General features: G+C 65.5%; 14 protein-coding genes. 5 read left to right on the top strand and 9 right to left on the bottom strand.

Translation table 11 applies throughout. The features are described from left to right. Window positions 1-32 precede the first annotated feature (32 nt). Window positions 33-503, bottom strand: coding sequence for an Lrp/AsnC family transcriptional regulator (locus tag PV781_RS02635; protein WP_274774065.1), 471 nt, complete (start codon window positions 501-503; stop codon window positions 33-35). Between the two features lie 169 nt (window positions 504-672). Here PV781_RS02635 and PV781_RS02630 point away from each other — a divergent pair, with 169 nt between their 5' ends. Genes PV781_RS02630 through lpdA form a run of 5 tightly spaced genes read left to right on the top strand, consistent with a single transcriptional unit; the run spans window position 673 to window position 6,001 of the window. Then, window positions 673-984 (top strand): hypothetical protein, encoded by a 312-nt coding sequence (locus PV781_RS02630; RefSeq protein ID WP_274774064.1) that lies wholly within the window; start codon window positions 673-675, stop codon window positions 982-984. A 30-nt stretch (window positions 985-1,014) separates the two neighbouring features. After that, window positions 1,015-2,259 (top strand): thiamine pyrophosphate-dependent enzyme, encoded by a 1,245-nt coding sequence (locus PV781_RS02625; RefSeq protein WP_274774063.1) that lies wholly within the window; start codon window positions 1,015-1,017, stop codon window positions 2,257-2,259. 1 nt (window position 2,260) lies between these two features. Beyond that, window positions 2,261-3,274 (top strand): alpha-ketoacid dehydrogenase subunit beta, encoded by a 1,014-nt coding sequence (locus PV781_RS02620; RefSeq protein ID WP_274774062.1) that lies wholly within the window; start codon window positions 2,261-2,263, stop codon window positions 3,272-3,274. 3 nt (window positions 3,275-3,277) lie between these two features. After that, window positions 3,278-4,606 (top strand): dihydrolipoamide acetyltransferase family protein, encoded by a 1,329-nt coding sequence (locus PV781_RS02615; RefSeq protein WP_274774061.1) that lies wholly within the window; start codon window positions 3,278-3,280, stop codon window positions 4,604-4,606. 3 nt (window positions 4,607-4,609) lie between these two features. Beyond that, window positions 4,610-6,001, top strand: coding sequence for a dihydrolipoyl dehydrogenase (gene lpdA / locus PV781_RS02610; RefSeq protein WP_274774060.1), 1,392 nt, complete (start codon window positions 4,610-4,612; stop codon window positions 5,999-6,001). A gap of 62 nt (window positions 6,002-6,063) precedes the next feature. Here the strand turns inward: lpdA and PV781_RS02605 are convergent, their stop codons facing one another. The 8 genes from PV781_RS02605 to PV781_RS02570 form a co-directional block, all read right to left on the bottom strand. Then, on the bottom strand, window positions 6,064-6,537 hold the full coding sequence (locus PV781_RS02605; RefSeq protein ID WP_274774059.1) for a RidA family protein: 474 nt from the start codon (window positions 6,535-6,537) through the stop codon (window positions 6,064-6,066). 80 nt (window positions 6,538-6,617) lie between these two features. Beyond that, window positions 6,618-7,820, bottom strand: coding sequence for a Zn-dependent hydrolase (locus PV781_RS02600; RefSeq protein ID WP_274774058.1), 1,203 nt, complete (start codon window positions 7,818-7,820; stop codon window positions 6,618-6,620). A 147-nt stretch (window positions 7,821-7,967) separates the two neighbouring features. Beyond that, window positions 7,968-8,969, bottom strand: a complete 1,002-nt coding sequence (locus PV781_RS02595) for an ABC transporter ATP-binding protein (RefSeq protein WP_274774157.1) — start codon at window positions 8,967-8,969, stop codon at window positions 7,968-7,970. Window positions 8,970-8,989: 20 nt separating this feature from the next. Continuing rightward, the gene (locus tag PV781_RS02590) at window positions 8,990-10,075 is read right to left on the bottom strand and encodes an ABC transporter ATP-binding protein (protein ID WP_274774057.1); all 1,086 of its coding nucleotides are present in this window, start codon (window positions 10,073-10,075) and stop codon (window positions 8,990-8,992) included. Between the two features lie 4 nt (window positions 10,076-10,079). Then, window positions 10,080-10,976 carry an ABC transporter permease gene (locus tag PV781_RS02585; protein WP_274774056.1) on the bottom strand — a complete coding sequence of 299 codons (897 nt, stop codon included), beginning with the start codon at window positions 10,974-10,976 and terminating at the stop codon, window positions 10,080-10,082. 1 nt (window position 10,977) lies between these two features. Continuing rightward, window positions 10,978-11,931 (bottom strand): ABC transporter permease, encoded by a 954-nt coding sequence (locus PV781_RS02580; RefSeq protein ID WP_274774055.1) that lies wholly within the window; start codon window positions 11,929-11,931, stop codon window positions 10,978-10,980. A 21-nt stretch (window positions 11,932-11,952) separates the two neighbouring features. After that, complete coding sequence (locus PV781_RS02575; RefSeq protein WP_274774054.1) at window positions 11,953-13,578, bottom strand: ABC transporter substrate-binding protein; 1,626 nt, start codon at window positions 13,576-13,578, stop codon at window positions 11,953-11,955. A 216-nt stretch (window positions 13,579-13,794) separates the two neighbouring features. Beyond that, window positions 13,795-14,400 (bottom strand): TetR/AcrR family transcriptional regulator, encoded by a 606-nt coding sequence (locus PV781_RS02570; protein WP_274774053.1) that lies wholly within the window; start codon window positions 14,398-14,400, stop codon window positions 13,795-13,797. Window positions 14,401-14,448: the final 48 nt, after the last annotated feature.

The following is a 14,448-nucleotide window of genomic DNA, read 5'->3' as shown; positions in this document are numbered from 1 at the left end:
GGCCCCGGCCCGCCGCTGCACCAATCCATCCCTCATGGCGCGGGAGAGAACTCGCGCTTGAGGCATTTCAGCGCGAAGGAGGAGCGGCTGTGGCGGATGCCCGGCACCTTGTAGAGCCGCTCTCGAAGGAAGCGTTCATAGCCGGCGGTTCCGTCCACGGCCACCTTGATGAAATAGTCGTATTCTCCGGTGGTCAGGTATGCCTCCAGAACCTCTGGCAGGTCAGCGAGGGCCTTGCCGAACTTCTGCAGCAGATCCTCGTCATGCCGGTCCAGCGTCACCTCGATGATGACGGTATCACCGAGGCCGAGCTGGGCCTGATTCAGCACCGCCACATAATTCTCGATATAGCCCGCCTCTTCCAGCCGGCGGACGCGGGTCCAGCACGGGCTTGGCGAAAGGCCGACCTTCTCCGCCAGCTCGTTATTGGTAAGCCGCGCCTGCTTGCGCAGGGCCCGCAGGATGCGCCGGTCGGTCTCGTCGAGGCCTCTGTCCTTCTGCATGGGATGCCTTTTGCGCGCCGGAGTGGGTGAAGAGAATAATCCGCCTTTTCCTGATAAGGCAGACAATTTTTCTGAACAAATACCTTATGAGCCGAAGAACAGGAGAAAATTATCGCGAGAAGCCGGTACGCTCTCCCGATACCGATAATGCGGGCGGGAGGATGGCCCCATGACATATCGTCTCCGTCTCGAGGTGCAAAGCGTGGACGCCGCGATCCGCGCCCTCGACCTTCTCAACCGGCTCGACGTGCCCATGCTGGAACTGGAGACTGCGCGGCAGCCGCACGGCTTTCTCGTCCATCTCGCCTTCGAGGCGCCCAGCATCCAGGCAGCGCGGCACATCGGCGTGCGCATCGCCCAATTGGTGGGCGTCACGGCGGCCGAGATGGTGCCCACGGAGGCGGAAGGGCCGGAACCAGGCGGCCTTCCGGCCCGCGATCGACCCGCCTGTCTCGCCCCCGCGCTTCCACCCCGCTGCTGACCCCGCAGGTCCGTCGCTCCGAGGTCGCCCATGAACGAACCCCCGCGCAATCTTCCCCGCCTTGACCTTCACATTCCCGAGCCCCGTCGGCGTCCCGGCGAGGCGCCGGACTTCAGTGGCGTCGTCATTCCCGAGGCAGGCGCCCTGCCCAGGCCCGACATTTCGGTGGATGCCCATGAAATTCGCGACTTTGCCTTCGGCCTCATCCGCGTGCTCGACGAAGAGGGGCGGGCGGTCGGTGCCTGGAACCCGCATTTAGACGCGCAGACGCTCCGGCGCGGCCTGCGGGCCATGGTGCTCACCCGGGCCTATGACGAACGCATGGTGCGCGCCCAGAGGCAGGGTAAGACCTCCTTTTACATGAAATGCACCGGCGAGGAGGCGGTTGCGGTGGCGCAGGCCTTTGCCCTCAGCCGCGGCGACATGTGCTTTCCCACCTACCGGCAGCAAGGCCTTCTGGTGGCGCGCGACTGGCCGCTCGCCGACATGATGTGCCAAGTCTATTCCAATGCCGGAGACCGCCTCAAGGGCCGGCAGATGCCGGTCTTCTACTCCAGCAAGGAGGCCGGATTCTTCTCCATCTCCGGCAATCTTGGCACCCAGTATAGCCAGGCGGTGGGCTGGGCCATGGCCTCGGCCTATAAGGGCGATGACCGCATCGCCGCCGCCTGGGTGGGGGATGGCGCGACAGCGGAAGCCGACTTCCACCATGCGCTTACCTTCGCCTCGGTCTACCGGGCGCCCGTGGTGCTGAACATCGTCAACAACCAGTGGGCCATTTCCAGCTTCCAGGGCATTGCAGGCGGCGAGGCGACCACCTTCGCAGCGCGCGGCCATGGCTATGGCCTGCCCGCGCTGCGCGTGGACGGCAACGATTTCCTCGCCGTCTATGCCGCCACCCGCTGGGCCGCCGACCGGGCGCGGACCAATCTGGGGGCGACGCTTATCGAGCTCTTCACCTACCGGGCCTCGGCCCATTCCACCAGTGATGATCCAAGCAAATACCGGCCTTCGGGCGAGGAAAGCCTCTGGCCGCTGGGCGACCCCATCGACCGGCTGCGCCAGCATCTGACGCGCCTGGGCGAATGGTCGGACGAGCGGCACGCCGCGCTGGTGGAGGAGACGCGCGAGGAGGTGCGCCGCGCCGGGCAGGAGGCCGAGGCGCTGGGCACGCTGGGATCCGGGCCCATGCACAGCCCGGCCACCATGTTCGACGACGTTTTCAAGGACATGCCCTGGCACCTGCGGCGCCAGCGCCAGGAGCTTGGGGTGTGACATGAGCGCGATGACCATGGTGCAGGCCATCAATTCCGCCCTCGACGTGATGCTGGGCGAGGATCCGGACGTGCTGGTGTTCGGCGAGGACGTGGGATTTTTCGGCGGCGTCTTCCGCTGCACGCAGGGCCTCCAGGGCAAGCATGGGAGAAAGCGGGTGTTCGACACCCCCATCGCGGAAGGCGGCATCGTGGCCGCTGCCGTGGGCATGGGCGCCTATGGCCTGCGGCCCGTGGTGGAGATCCAGTTCGCGGACTACATCTATCCCGCCACCGACCAGCTCATCTCCGAGGCGGCGCGGCTGCGCTATCGCTCCGGCGGCGAGTTCACCGCCCCGCTCACCGTGCGCACCCCCTATGGCGGCGGCATCTTCGGCGGCCAGACCCACAGCCAGAGCCCCGAGGCCATCTTCGCCCATGTGTGTGGGCTGAAGACTGTCATCCCCTCCAATCCCTACGACGCCAAGGGCCTGCTCATCAGCGCCATCGAGGATGATGATCCCGTCATTTTCCTGGAGCCCAAGCGCCTCTATCACGGCCCCTTCGACGGCCGCCACGACCAGCCGGTGACGCCCTGGGCTGACGATCCGCGTGCGAACGTACCGGAGGGCCACTATCGCGTGCCCCTCGGCCAGGCCTCCGTGGTGCGGCCGGGGGCAGATGTCACGGTGCTCGCCTATGGCACCATGGTGCATGTGGCGCTCACCGCTGTGGCGATGAGCGGCCTGGATGGCGAGGTGATCGACCTGCGCACCATCATGCCGGTGGACCTGGAGACCATCGTCGCCTCGGTGAAGAAGACCGGGCGCTGCGTCATCGTCCACGAGGCAACGCGCACCTGCGGCTTCGGCAGCGAATTGTCGGCGCTCGTTCAGGAAAATTGCTTCCACCACCTGGAGGCGCCGGTGGTGCGCGTCACCGGATGGGATACGCCCTATCCCCATGCCTTGGAATGGCACTATTTCCCCGGCCCCGCCCGCGTCGCCGAGGCGCTCGCCCGCGTGATGGAGGACTGAGCCATGGCCCGCATCACCTTCAAGTTGCCAGACATCGGCGAGGGCATCGCGACGGCGGAAGTCACCGCCTGGCATGTGAAAGCCGGCGATCTCGTGCACGAGGACGCCCCCCTCGTGGACGTGATGACCGACAAGGCGACGGTGGAAATCTCAGCCCCCTTCACCGCCCGCGTGGTCGCCTTGAACGCCACGCCCGGGGAGACCGTGGCCATCGGCTGCGATCTCATGCTGTTCGAGACGGACCAGCCGGGGGACGCGCCAGCCGAGGCGCCATCTCCCGCGCCCGCGTCCGCGCCTGTGGAGCGTCCTGAAACCCTGGAAGCGCCAACCACAGCGGCGGCAAAGCCTACCGCCGATGCCGCCCGGGACCCGAGCCGCGCCTCCCCCGGCACCGCGCGCGCATCCGCCCCAGCGCCGGCTGGCTTGCCCGGGCCGTCCGCGGTTTCACACGCCCGTGCGCCGGGCCTGCGGCCGCTGGCGTCCCCGGCGGTGCGGCGGCGGGCCTATGAGGTTGGCCTGCCGCTCCAGTTCGTCGCCGGCACGGGACCGGACGGGCGCATCACCCATGCCGATCTCGACCGGGCCCTTGCGGGCGGCGAGCGCCGTCCCCTCGCGGCGCCGCAGGACGAGGTGGAAGAAGTCCCCGTCATCGGCCTGCGCCGGCGCATCGCCGAGCGGATGCAGGACACCAAGCGGCGCATTCCCCACTTCTCTTATATCGAGGAGGTGGATGTCACCGCGCTGGAAGACCTACGCGCCGCCCTCAATGCCCGCCATGGCAAGTCCCGTCCGCGCCTGACGGTGCTGCCCTTCCTGGTGCGCGCCTTGGCGAAGGCGCTGCCCGACTTTCCCGGCCTCAATGCCCGTTTCGATGACGAGGCCGGCATCGTCCGGCGTCACGCGGCGCTGCATGTGGGCATCGCAACCCAGACACCCGCCGGCCTCGTTGTGCCCGTGCTGCGGCACGCGCAGGACCTGGACCTATGGGCCTGCGCGTCCGCCATCGCCGCCCTTGCGGAGGCGGCGCGGGAAGGGCGGAGCGCGCGGGAGGACCTGTCCGGCTCCACCCTCACCATCACCAGCCTTGGCGCGCTTGGCGGCCTCGCCACCACGCCCGTCATCAATGCGCCGGAAGTGGCCATCGTGGGCGTCAACAAGATCGCGGTCCGGCCCGTCTATCTGGACGGCGCCTCTGGCGGCTTCGTGCCGCGCAAGATCATGAACCTCTCCTCCTCCTTCGACCATCGCGTGGTGGACGGCTTCGTGGCGGCGGAATTCGTGCAGCGGCTGAGGGGCTTTCTCGAGCAGCCCGCCACCCTCTTTGTGGAGTGAGATATGACGACAGCATTGACCACCCGCCTGCTCGTCGTCGGGGGCGGGCCAGGGGGCTATGTGGCCGCCATCCGGGCGGGCCAGCTTGGCATCGAGACCCTCTTGGTGGACGAAGAGGGGCTCGGCGGCACCTGCCTTCAGCGCGGCTGCATTCCCTCCAAGGCGCTGATCGAGACGGCCTCGCGTTTCGCCCAGTTCACCGCCGGCGCAGAGGGGACCGACCCCGCCGGCATCCGAACCGGTGCGCCCAGCATCGACTTCCCCAAGGCGGTGGCCTGGAAAGATGGCATCGTCACGCGCCTGTCTGGTGGCGTCGGCGCCCTGTTGCGCAAGGCGAAGGTGCGCGTGCTCGCCGGCCGCGCAGTGTTCACCGATGCCAAGACCTGCACCGTCGAGACGGCCGAGGGGGGCGTGAGGATCACGGCTGACACCGTTGTTCTCGCCACCGGCTCCGTCCCGGTGGCGGTGCCCGGCCTTCCGTTCGGCGGCGATATCCTGTCGTCAACCGAGGCGCTTGGGCTCACCGCGCTGCCGCGCCGGCTGGCGGTGGTGGGGGCCGGCTATATCGGGCTGGAACTGGGGATCGCCTTTGCAAAGCTCGGCGTCGCCGTGACCGTGGTGGAGCGGCAGGATCGCATCCTGCCGCTCTATGATGCCAAGCTCACCGATCCGGTGCGCCGCGCGCTGGAGCGCCTCGGCGTCGCCCTTCACCTCTCCGCGCGGGCGCTTGGCCATGACCGGGGCGCGCTGCTTGTGGAGACGAAGGATGGCACCCGCCTCGATATCCCCGCCGATAAGGTGTTGAGCACCGTCGGCCGTCGGCCGCGCCTTGAAGGCTTCGGGCTTGAGATGATGGCCGTGGACGTCAAAGACGGGCGCATCCTGGTGGACGACCAGTGCCGCACCGCCATGCGCGGCGTCTTCGCCATTGGTGACGCGGTGGGCGAGCCCATGCTCGCGCATAAAGCCATGGCGCAGGGCGAGATGGTGGCGGAGATCGTCGCCGGTCGCCGCCGGCGCTTCGATCCCGCAGCGATCCCTGCCGTCTGCTTCACGGACCCGGAAATCGTCGCCGTCGGCCTGTCGCCGGAGGAGGCCGGCGGAGCGGGGGAGACCGTGGTCGGCAGCTTTCCGTTCCTCGCCAATGGTCGCGCGATGACATTGGGCGCGGAGACCGGATTCGTGCGGGTGGTAGCCCGCAAGCAGGACCATGTGGTGGTGGGCGTGCAGGCGGTGGGTGCCCATGTGAGCGAACTGGCCTCAGCCTTCGTGGATGCCATCGAGATGGGCGCTCGGCTCGAGGATGTGGCGGGGATGGTACACGCCCACCCGACCCTCGGCGAAGCCTTCCACGAAGCGGCGTTAACTGCGCTCGGCCACGGCCTCCACGCCTGAGCACAGGCGGGACGCTGTTCCAGGGGAGAGGAACCGCCTGCCCTTTGCGGCTTCCCTCAATCTCAATCAATCTCGAACATTGCTTCCACTTCCACAGCGGCATCCAAGGGCAGTTCGGCCACGCCCACCGTCGAGCGTGCGTGCCGCCCGAGGTCCCCGAGGACCTGGACCATCACGTCGGACGCGCCATTCATGATGACGGCAAGGCCGGGATACTCCGGCACGCAGTTGATGAAGCCGCCCAGGCGGATGCAGCGGCTGATTCTGCCGAGGTCGCCGCCGAGCGCGGCTTTCGCCTGGGCCAGGACGTTGATGGCGCAGAGCCGTGCAGCGTCCGTGCCTGTCGTCTCAGAAATCTGCGCGCCGAGCTTTCCCGTATGGGCAGCAGCCAACGTCCCGTCCGGACCGAAGCAGATCTGGCCGGAGACGACCAAGAGGTGCCGCGTGACCACATAGGGCACATAATTGGCCACCGGCACCGGGCCGGTGGGCAGGTGGATGCCGAGAGCGGCAAGCCTGGCTTCAATTGCGTTCATGTTACTCTCCAGCAGGGTCTGGATGGCATGGCCCGATGGGGGCGATCGGTGCCTCCGCCCGCCATCTCGGGGCGTGCCGGTCAGGACGCCAGAAGCCGTTCCACCGCCCGCGCAAGCACCTGGAGACCCAGGCACAGGTCGTCCGGCGACGTGTCTTCCAGATAGTGGTGGCTGATCCCGTCGATGGACGGCACGAACAGCATGCCAACCGGCATCAGCCGCGCGAGGATCTGGCTGTCGTGGATGGCCCCGCTGGGCAGCGCCTGCCATTGCCCCGGGCACAGCTCCTGCGCCGCCTGGCGCAGGGCGTCCTGCATGTCCGCATCGCAAGGAGAGGGCTCGGAATGCCCGATTGCCTCTAGCCTGACGGTGCAGCGTTCTCGCCGGTTGGCCTCCTGGCAGATGGCACGTAGGCACCTTTCCATCGCCTCCAGGACGGCCGGGTCCAGGTCGCGAAACGAGAAGTAGAGCTCCGCGCGGCCCGGAATGATCTGTGGCGAATTCGGCTCCAGCGCGATCTTGCCGGTAGTCCAGACACTGCGAGGACCGCACACGCGCGGAAATTCGTTATCGATGGCCCCAAGGATGCGCACGGCCGTGAGCCCGGCATCCTTGCGTTCGGCCATGGTGGTTCCGCCGGTGTGATCCTGCTTTCCCTCGACGATGATCTTCCACTGGCGGATACCGACGATGCCCGTGACGACCCCGATGCGATCGCGGGCGCGCTCAAGTTGCGTGCCCTGCTCGATGTGCAGTTCATAGGCCCCCTTATAGCGCTCCTTTTCGAGGCGAAGGCGGGGACGCCCCTCCAGTCCCACCCGCTTCAGGGCATCGCGCAGGGGCGAGCCGTCATGCCGGTTTCGCGCCGCGTCCATGTCCGCCTCAGCGAAGTGACCGATAAGACTACGCGACCCGATGAAGTCGCCGAAATGCCCTTCCTCGTCACAATAGGCACAGACATCGACGGGCAGGCCAGCGCGGGCGAGTGCCAGCGCCGCTACGACCCCGAGGGCCCCATCGAGCCAACCGGCATGGTTCTGCGTCTCCAGGTGGCTGCCGACCAGAACGAAGGGACCCGGCCCTGTCTTGCGGCCGAGCACATTGCCGATGCCGTCGAGGGTGGCTTCAAGCCCGATCGCTTCCATCTCCCGCACGAGCCACCGGCGGGTTTCCATGTCGTCGTCGCTGAAGGTGGGGCGATGCACGCCGGTCTCGTTGAAGCGGCCGATCTGGCGCAGCGTGTCCAGGTCCTGCAAGAAGCGCTCGGTGTCGATATTTGTCATGGGGCATCCCGTTCCGCTGGCCTGCATTCCAGGTCCAGCCAGGTGTCTGTTCTTGAGGGGGGGGGCGATGAGGGGAGTGGACGAGGGGGCGATCCCCTGGGAGTGGACCAACACGATCCTCCCCGGGCGGTGGGGCGCCACAGCGTTTCAGGGCGGGGGGATGTGGCTCATGGGAGCTTCGAGTGTTACGCGTTCATCATATTTGTGGCACCGGACGGCACGCTCCCCCACACCCAGCGCGCGCGGGGCGTCCGAGGCGCAGACATCGAACGCGTCTACGCACCGGGGTGCGAAGCTGCATCCTCGTGGAAGGGCGGCCAAATCCGGTGGCGCGCCCGCAATGGTCTTCAGCCGCGTGCCCCTGGGCTGGCCGTGCACCGTCGCGTTCAGCAGGCCGAGCGTGTAGGGATGACGGGGCTCATCCATCAGCGCCTCAACGGGCCCGGTCTCCACGAAGCGGCCGGCATACATGACGGCGACGCGATCGGCCGTTTCGCACGCGACGCCGAGATCGTGCGTGACGATGATCGTCGCCATGCCAAGCTCCTTCTGAAGTTCGCGCAGCAGGAGCAGGATCTGGATCTGGACCGTGGCGTCGAGCGCCGTGGTCGGCTCGTCGGCAAGCAGCACCTTCGGGCGGCAGGCCAGTGCCATCGCGATCATGACGCGCTGACGCAATCCGCCCGAAAGTTCATGAGGATAAGCCGCCAGCCTCCGGCGGGCCGAGGGCACCTGCACCATTTCCAGGAGCTCCAGCGCACGTCGGTCGGCTGCGCCATAGGACAAGCCCTCGTGGCAGACCACGGTCTCGGCGATTTGTCGCCCGACAGTGAAGACCGGGTCCAGCGCCGTCATGGGCTCCTGGAAGATCATCGCCACGCTTCGGCCGCGCAAGCCGCGCAGCCCCGGCTCGTCGAGCCGCAGCACGTCCTGACCATCCACCACCACCCGCCCCGTCAGTCGCGCCGTGTCCGGAAGAAGGCGCATCAAGGCGCGCATGGTGACACTCTTGCCCGATCCCGACTCGCCCAGGAGGCATAGCGTTTCATGCGGATGGAGGGTGAACGACACGCCGCTCACCACCGGCAGGTCGAGATCACGGGAGACGAACCTGACATACAGATCGTCCACGACGACGACGGGGGCCAGGGACGGGGTGGAGAGGATTGTCACGCTGCGCTCGCCTCGTACTGGGAGTTCGCTTGCCGCGCATGGCAGGCCACCACATGGCCGCTGGCGTTCGACACCGGCGCGAGCTTTGGAACGTGTTCGGCGCAGATCCGGCGCGCCAGGGGACAGCGGGTGCGAAACCGGCAACCGCTCGGGGGTGAGATCGGATTGGGCGGATCGCCCGTGAGCGGGGGAGCGCTGCGGCGCAGGCGCGGGTTCTGGGTCGGCCGCGAGGCGAGCAGCGCCTCCGTATAGGGATGGCTGGGCTGTTCATACAATCGGCCAACCGGACCGATTTCAACGACCTTTCCAAGGTACATTACGAGGACGCGGTCGCTGATATACTGAACAACCGATAGGTCGTGCGAAATGAAAATATATGTGAGCCCGAGCTGGGCCTTCAATTCCTCAAGCAGGTTGAGGATCTGCGCCTCAAGTGACTTATCGAGCGCGGACACGGATTCATCGAGGATGAGGATGTCGGGTTCGAGAGCCAGCGCGCGGGCGATGTTGACCCGTTGGCGCTGGCCGCCAGAAAGCTCGTGCGGATAGCGCTGCGCGAACATCGCCGGCGTCAGCCCCACCATGTCTAGCGCCCGGCGGGACTGGGCCTTCGCCTCAGCGCCGGCGGCGCCCGTTGCCCTCAGGCCAAACGCAATGGAATCCTCGATCGTCAGGCGCGGGTTCAGTGAGGCGTGGGAATCCTGAAACACCATCTGCATCCTGCGCCGCGCCTCGCGCACGCTGATGCCTGTAGGGTCCCCGACGACATGATTGGCAAGCACCACTTGCCCGCTATCGGGCACGACCAGGTGCATGAGCAGGCGCGCAGTCGTCGACTTGCCGCAGCCGGACTCGCCGACGATGCTGAGCGTCTCGCCGGCCGCGACCTGGAAGTCGACGCCGTCCACCGCCTGCACCCAGGCCTGCGGTCGTCCCAGCAGTCCGCCCTTGATGGGAAAATGCTTGCGTAGCCCGCGCACGGCGAGGATCGGCTCGACAGGCGAAACGCCATCACGGTGAGAATTGTCCTGCTCTATGGGCGTATCTTCGAGCGTCTTGCGAATATTGAAGCGCATGGCCATGGCTCTATTGCTTGACATCCATTGCGGCGCGCAGCCCCTCACTCATGAGGTTGAAGCACATCGACGTAATGAAGATCATCAGACCGGGGAGGATCGCATTGGTCGGCGCGACATAGATCGCCTGCCGCAGCGCATTGAGCATCAGCCCCCATTCCGGTTCCGGGGGCGTCACGCCAAGTCCAAGGAAGGACAGGCCGGAGGCCAGCACGATGGAGACGCTGATGAGGCTCGAGGCGTAGGAGATGATGGGCGCGGACACGTTTGGAATGATGTGGTCGCGCACCACCCTCCAATCGGAAGCTCCGGTGGCCAGCGCCGCCTCCACATAGTCCTGGCCGCGGATCTGTATGGTGATGCTTTCCGCCACACGCGCGAGCGAGGGCACAAAGACCAGGACGAGCGAGAAGATCGTATTGCCAAGGCCCGCCCCGAGCACCCCAGCAATCGCAACCGCCAGGAGAACGGAGGGAAACGCATAGAATACATCGATCACGCGCATGATGACCATGTTCCAGACACCGCCCGCATAACCCGCGATGACGCCCAGGAGACCGCCGATTGCCGTGGCGATGACGACCGGCGATATGCCCATGACCAGGGACAGGCGGGCACCCCAGATCAGCCGGGAGAGGATGTCGCGTCCCAGTTCATCGGTGCCGAGCAGGTAGCCGGGCGAGCCGATGGGGAGCAGCCGCCGCACCATGCTGGTGCGATAGGGATCATGAGGCGCGATGTAGGGGGCGAAAAGCGCGGCCAGGGTGATCGCCAGGATAATAGCGGCGCAGACCATGGTGACGGGATCGCGCAGGAGGCGACGCCCCACATTGTTCCAGAAGCTCCGGGAGGGAGGCCGCCGGCCCACGGCGATGAGATCGGCCTTGGCGCTTGCGAGGGTGCTCATCTCAGGACCGCTTGATGCGAGGGTCGACCATCGCTTGCGCGATGTCGATGAGAAGATTCACGACCACAAAGATCATGGCGAGGGTCAGTATGGTCCCCTGCAGAACGGGAAGATCTCGGCTGAAGATTGCATTGTTCAGCAGAAATCCGGTCCCCGGCCATGCGAATACGGTTTCAACCAGGATCGAGCCGCCGAGAAGTTGGGCGAGCTGAAGCCCCATGATGGCCAGCACGGAGGGAAGGGCATTCCGCACGATGTGGACGAAGATGCGCCGTGGCGGCAGGCCCTTGGCGGTGAGTGTCTGCACGAACTCTTGCTTGCGGACGTCGGCGACCGTGCCACGCACGGACCGCGCGATGATGCTGCCGGGAATGACCGCCAGGGCCACGGCTGGCAGGATGAGATGCCGGATGCCAGCCCAGTCCAGGGTGAATCCGCCGGTGCCGCTGCTCCCCATTCCCGTAGCGGGCAGCAGGTTCAGGTTCACGGCGAAGATGATCACCAGGACGATGCCGAGCCAATAGTGTGGGATCGAGACTCCTGAAATGGCAACGGCCGTGACCACCTTGTCCTTCGCCGTTCCTGCGGCGTAGCCGGCGATGAGCCCCATTGCTGTCCCAGCCACGAAGCCCATCGCAATTGCGGCGCCGCCCAGGATCAACGTGTTGCCGGCGGCGGTCATCACCTCGTCGAGAACAGGCCGCCGGTTCACGATGGAAAGGCCGAAGTCGCCGTGCAGGACGAGGCCCAGCCACTTGAGATACTGCACCACCAGTGGCTGGTCGAAGCCGTATGCTTCCCTCACCTGGGCGATCATCTCAGGGGACGCGCCCTCGGGCAGGACAGCCGAGAGCGGATCGCCGGGAGAAATATGGATCAGCCCGAAGCAGACGATTGAAACGCCAAGGGCAATCGGAACGGTAAACAGGATGCGGCGCAGCGCATAGATGAACATCGGCGTGATCTCGCCTCTGCTTTAGTTGACAGTCACCGGCGTGAGGTCCTGGTACCAGCTTTGCGCCTGCACGAAGCCCTTGACCCCCGGCGCCAGGGCGCGTGGATTGAGGTCATGGACCACCCAGATCCACATGGAATCGTTCACGATGACTTCGTGAAGGCGCGCGAGAAGAGCGTTTTGCTTGGCTGGATCGAATTCCTCTTTCGCAGCTTTCCCCAGGCGCTCCGCCTCCGGGTTGCGGTAGTTGCCCCAGTTGAAGCCCGTGGCCTTCATGAACTCGGTTGAGGGGCCGATCAGGCCGATGTCCGGATCCCAGAAGGCCCAGGAATTGTTGATGCCGGCACGCCCCTTGTTTTCGGGCGCACCTGCGCCCAGGCGGCGACGCGTCCGCAGGGCTTCCCAGTCCAGCACCTCGAACTCCGCATCGATGCCGACGTCGCGCAGGTTCTCCTTGATGAACTCGTTCATGGGCATGGGCTGGATCTGCCCAGACCCCGAGGGGGCGATGATGATCCTGACCTTGAGTGGCATCGACTGGCTGTAGCCGGCCTCCTTGACCAGCGCGCGTGCCGCATCGGGGTCATAGACGATGTCGAAGCTGGGCTTGCCGAACCAGGGATGGTCAGGATTGACCATCCCTTTGGCCGGCGCCGCCAGACCGCTCAGCAGCGTGACGAGGCCCTCCCGGTCGATGGCGAGGTTCACGGCCTTGCGGATGCGAATGTCCTTGAAGGGGGAGTCCTCTTCAAAGCTCAGCATGTAGGGCCAGACATGAGGATATACGTTCGTCACGATCTGCATCTGGCTCTGCTTCAGGCGGGGGATTGAATCCGGCGGAGGCGCCTCGACCCAGTCCACTTGCCCGGACAGCAGTGCGGCCACCCTGGCATTTGCATCAGGCATCGGAAGCAGAACCAGGCGATCGGCCTTTGGGATGCGCGCCTTGTCCCAGTAATCCGGATTCCGCACCAGTTCGGCGCGCTCGCGCGGCTTGAAGGAGGTGAGCTTCCAAGGCCCGGTTCCCGAGGGCTGCTCGGCGAACTTGCCCCAATTCCTGCCCGCGGCTTCCCACTGCGCAGGGCTGGACATAAACACATTGGCGAGCCCGTAGGGCAGCACAGCATCGGGGACGCGGGTGGTGATCTCCACAGTAAGGTCGTCAATCTTGCGCCATGAGGCGAGGCTGCCTGTGTAGAGGCTGCCCTGGCTGGCTTGAGCCGGGTCGAATTGGGCGGCGCTCTTGTTAAGCAACTTCTCGAAATTCCAGATCACCGCATCGGCATTGAAGTCAGAACCGTCGTGAAATTTCACTCCCTTGCGTAGCCGGAAGGTCCAGACGCGCCTGTCTTGCGAATTGATCTCCCAACTTTCTGCGAGGGAGGGAACGATTTCAGAGGCGACATCGCTTCTGGAGAGGTCCCAGCGTGTCAGTCCATCATAGACGGTCAGGCCAATGAAGCGGATGCCTTCCACCCCTTGGCTGGGCTGGCCAGTGGTGAGCGGTATATCGCTGGCACTCATCGCGACGCGGATCGTGCTGGGCTTTGCCTGCGCGAAGGCCGGCATCTCGCCGTGGACCGCTGCGCCGAGGCCAATGGATCCGCTGGCCAACATCTTCAGGGCAGAGCGCCGTGTCAGAGCCATGTTGTTCTCCTGGAAGGTATTTTTGGGTGGCCGCGTACGGCCGGAAGCGTGACGACTTGCGCGTCATTGAGCTTTTAAAGTGGGAACCAAGCACACAGCGTCGTAACGCGATGGAAGATGCTCGGTAGGCCCCTCTTTCATTGAAAAGATGCGTCGATCTACTGTTTACATGTGTTCGGTCTGAGCGGAGTGCGCTTCAGATGTCATAATCCCGGTTCAGCGGTCCGAAGGATCGGTCTTCACCCGTTCCAGCTTCGACGTTTTGTGGCGTGCCGCTTCCAGCAGAAGGCGGATGGCCCAGGCTGATGCCTCGCCCGCTTCCCGGCCTTCCAGATTCCAGTGGTCCTTCATGATCTGCCACGCCGATGTCGTGAACAGCAGATGGACCACCGCTTCCAGATAGGCCGCCTCCTTTGGGCTCAAATGCTTGCTGACGTTCTTCAGACTCTTGCGAAATGCAGCTTGGCGCGCCTTGTTGTCCCTCAGCCGGACTTCACGGCCGGCAACAGACACGTTCAGCGCGTGCACCGTGCCGCTATTGCGCTCGAGGGCCTCGAACAGGTTGGGCGGCAATTCGACGAGATCGGACTCGCAGGCCGGCCAGACGGGGACACCCAGCTGCTCGTTCGTGCGCGAGAGAAAGGCGTCGAGAAGCGCGTCCTTGTCCTTGAAATAGCGGAAGATCGTGCGCCTGCTGACGCCCGCTTCCTTTGAGAGATCGTCAAACGAAAAGGCAGCGTCAGGATCCCTTTCGAAGATCGCCCTCACCGCCTCAAGGATGCGCTCGCGCGTGACCTTCGCCTGCTCGTCACGCAGGGACACACGGCCTGTTTGTGACACTGTTGAGATACTCATGACACTATGAGTGTC

This window comes from Aquabacter sediminis (genome assembly GCF_028863665.1).
In the GTDB taxonomy this organism is placed as follows: domain Bacteria; phylum Pseudomonadota; class Alphaproteobacteria; order Rhizobiales; family Xanthobacteraceae; genus L1I39.
Note: the sequence above shows the minus strand (reverse complement) of the source record. Positions and strands in the feature narration are given on the sequence as shown.

Coding starts and splice junctions, on each gene's coding strand:
- PV781_RS02590 (WP_274774057.1), bottom strand. CDS start 10,075: ATGGCCATGCGCTTCAATATTCGCAAGACGCTCGAAGATACGCCCATA.
- PV781_RS02630 (WP_274774064.1), top strand. CDS start 673: ATGACATATCGTCTCCGTCTCGAGGTGCAAAGCGTGGACGCCGCGATC.
- PV781_RS02575 (WP_274774054.1), bottom strand. CDS start 13,578: ATGGCTCTGACACGGCGCTCTGCCCTGAAGATGTTGGCCAGCGGATCC.
- PV781_RS02635 (WP_274774065.1), bottom strand. CDS start 503: ATGCAGAAGGACAGAGGCCTCGACGAGACCGACCGGCGCATCCTGCGG.
- PV781_RS02585 (WP_274774056.1), bottom strand. CDS start 10,976: ATGAGCACCCTCGCAAGCGCCAAGGCCGATCTCATCGCCGTGGGCCGG.
- PV781_RS02600 (WP_274774058.1), bottom strand. CDS start 7,820: ATGACAAATATCGACACCGAGCGCTTCTTGCAGGACCTGGACACGCTG.
- PV781_RS02605 (WP_274774059.1), bottom strand. CDS start 6,537: ATGAACGCAATTGAAGCCAGGCTTGCCGCTCTCGGCATCCACCTGCCC.
- PV781_RS02620 (WP_274774062.1), top strand. CDS start 2,261: ATGAGCGCGATGACCATGGTGCAGGCCATCAATTCCGCCCTCGACGTG.
- lpdA (WP_274774060.1), top strand. CDS start 4,610: ATGACGACAGCATTGACCACCCGCCTGCTCGTCGTCGGGGGCGGGCCA.
- PV781_RS02580 (WP_274774055.1), bottom strand. CDS start 11,931: ATGTTCATCTATGCGCTGCGCCGCATCCTGTTTACCGTTCCGATTGCC.
- PV781_RS02615 (WP_274774061.1), top strand. CDS start 3,278: ATGGCCCGCATCACCTTCAAGTTGCCAGACATCGGCGAGGGCATCGCG.
- PV781_RS02625 (WP_274774063.1), top strand. CDS start 1,015: ATGAACGAACCCCCGCGCAATCTTCCCCGCCTTGACCTTCACATTCCC.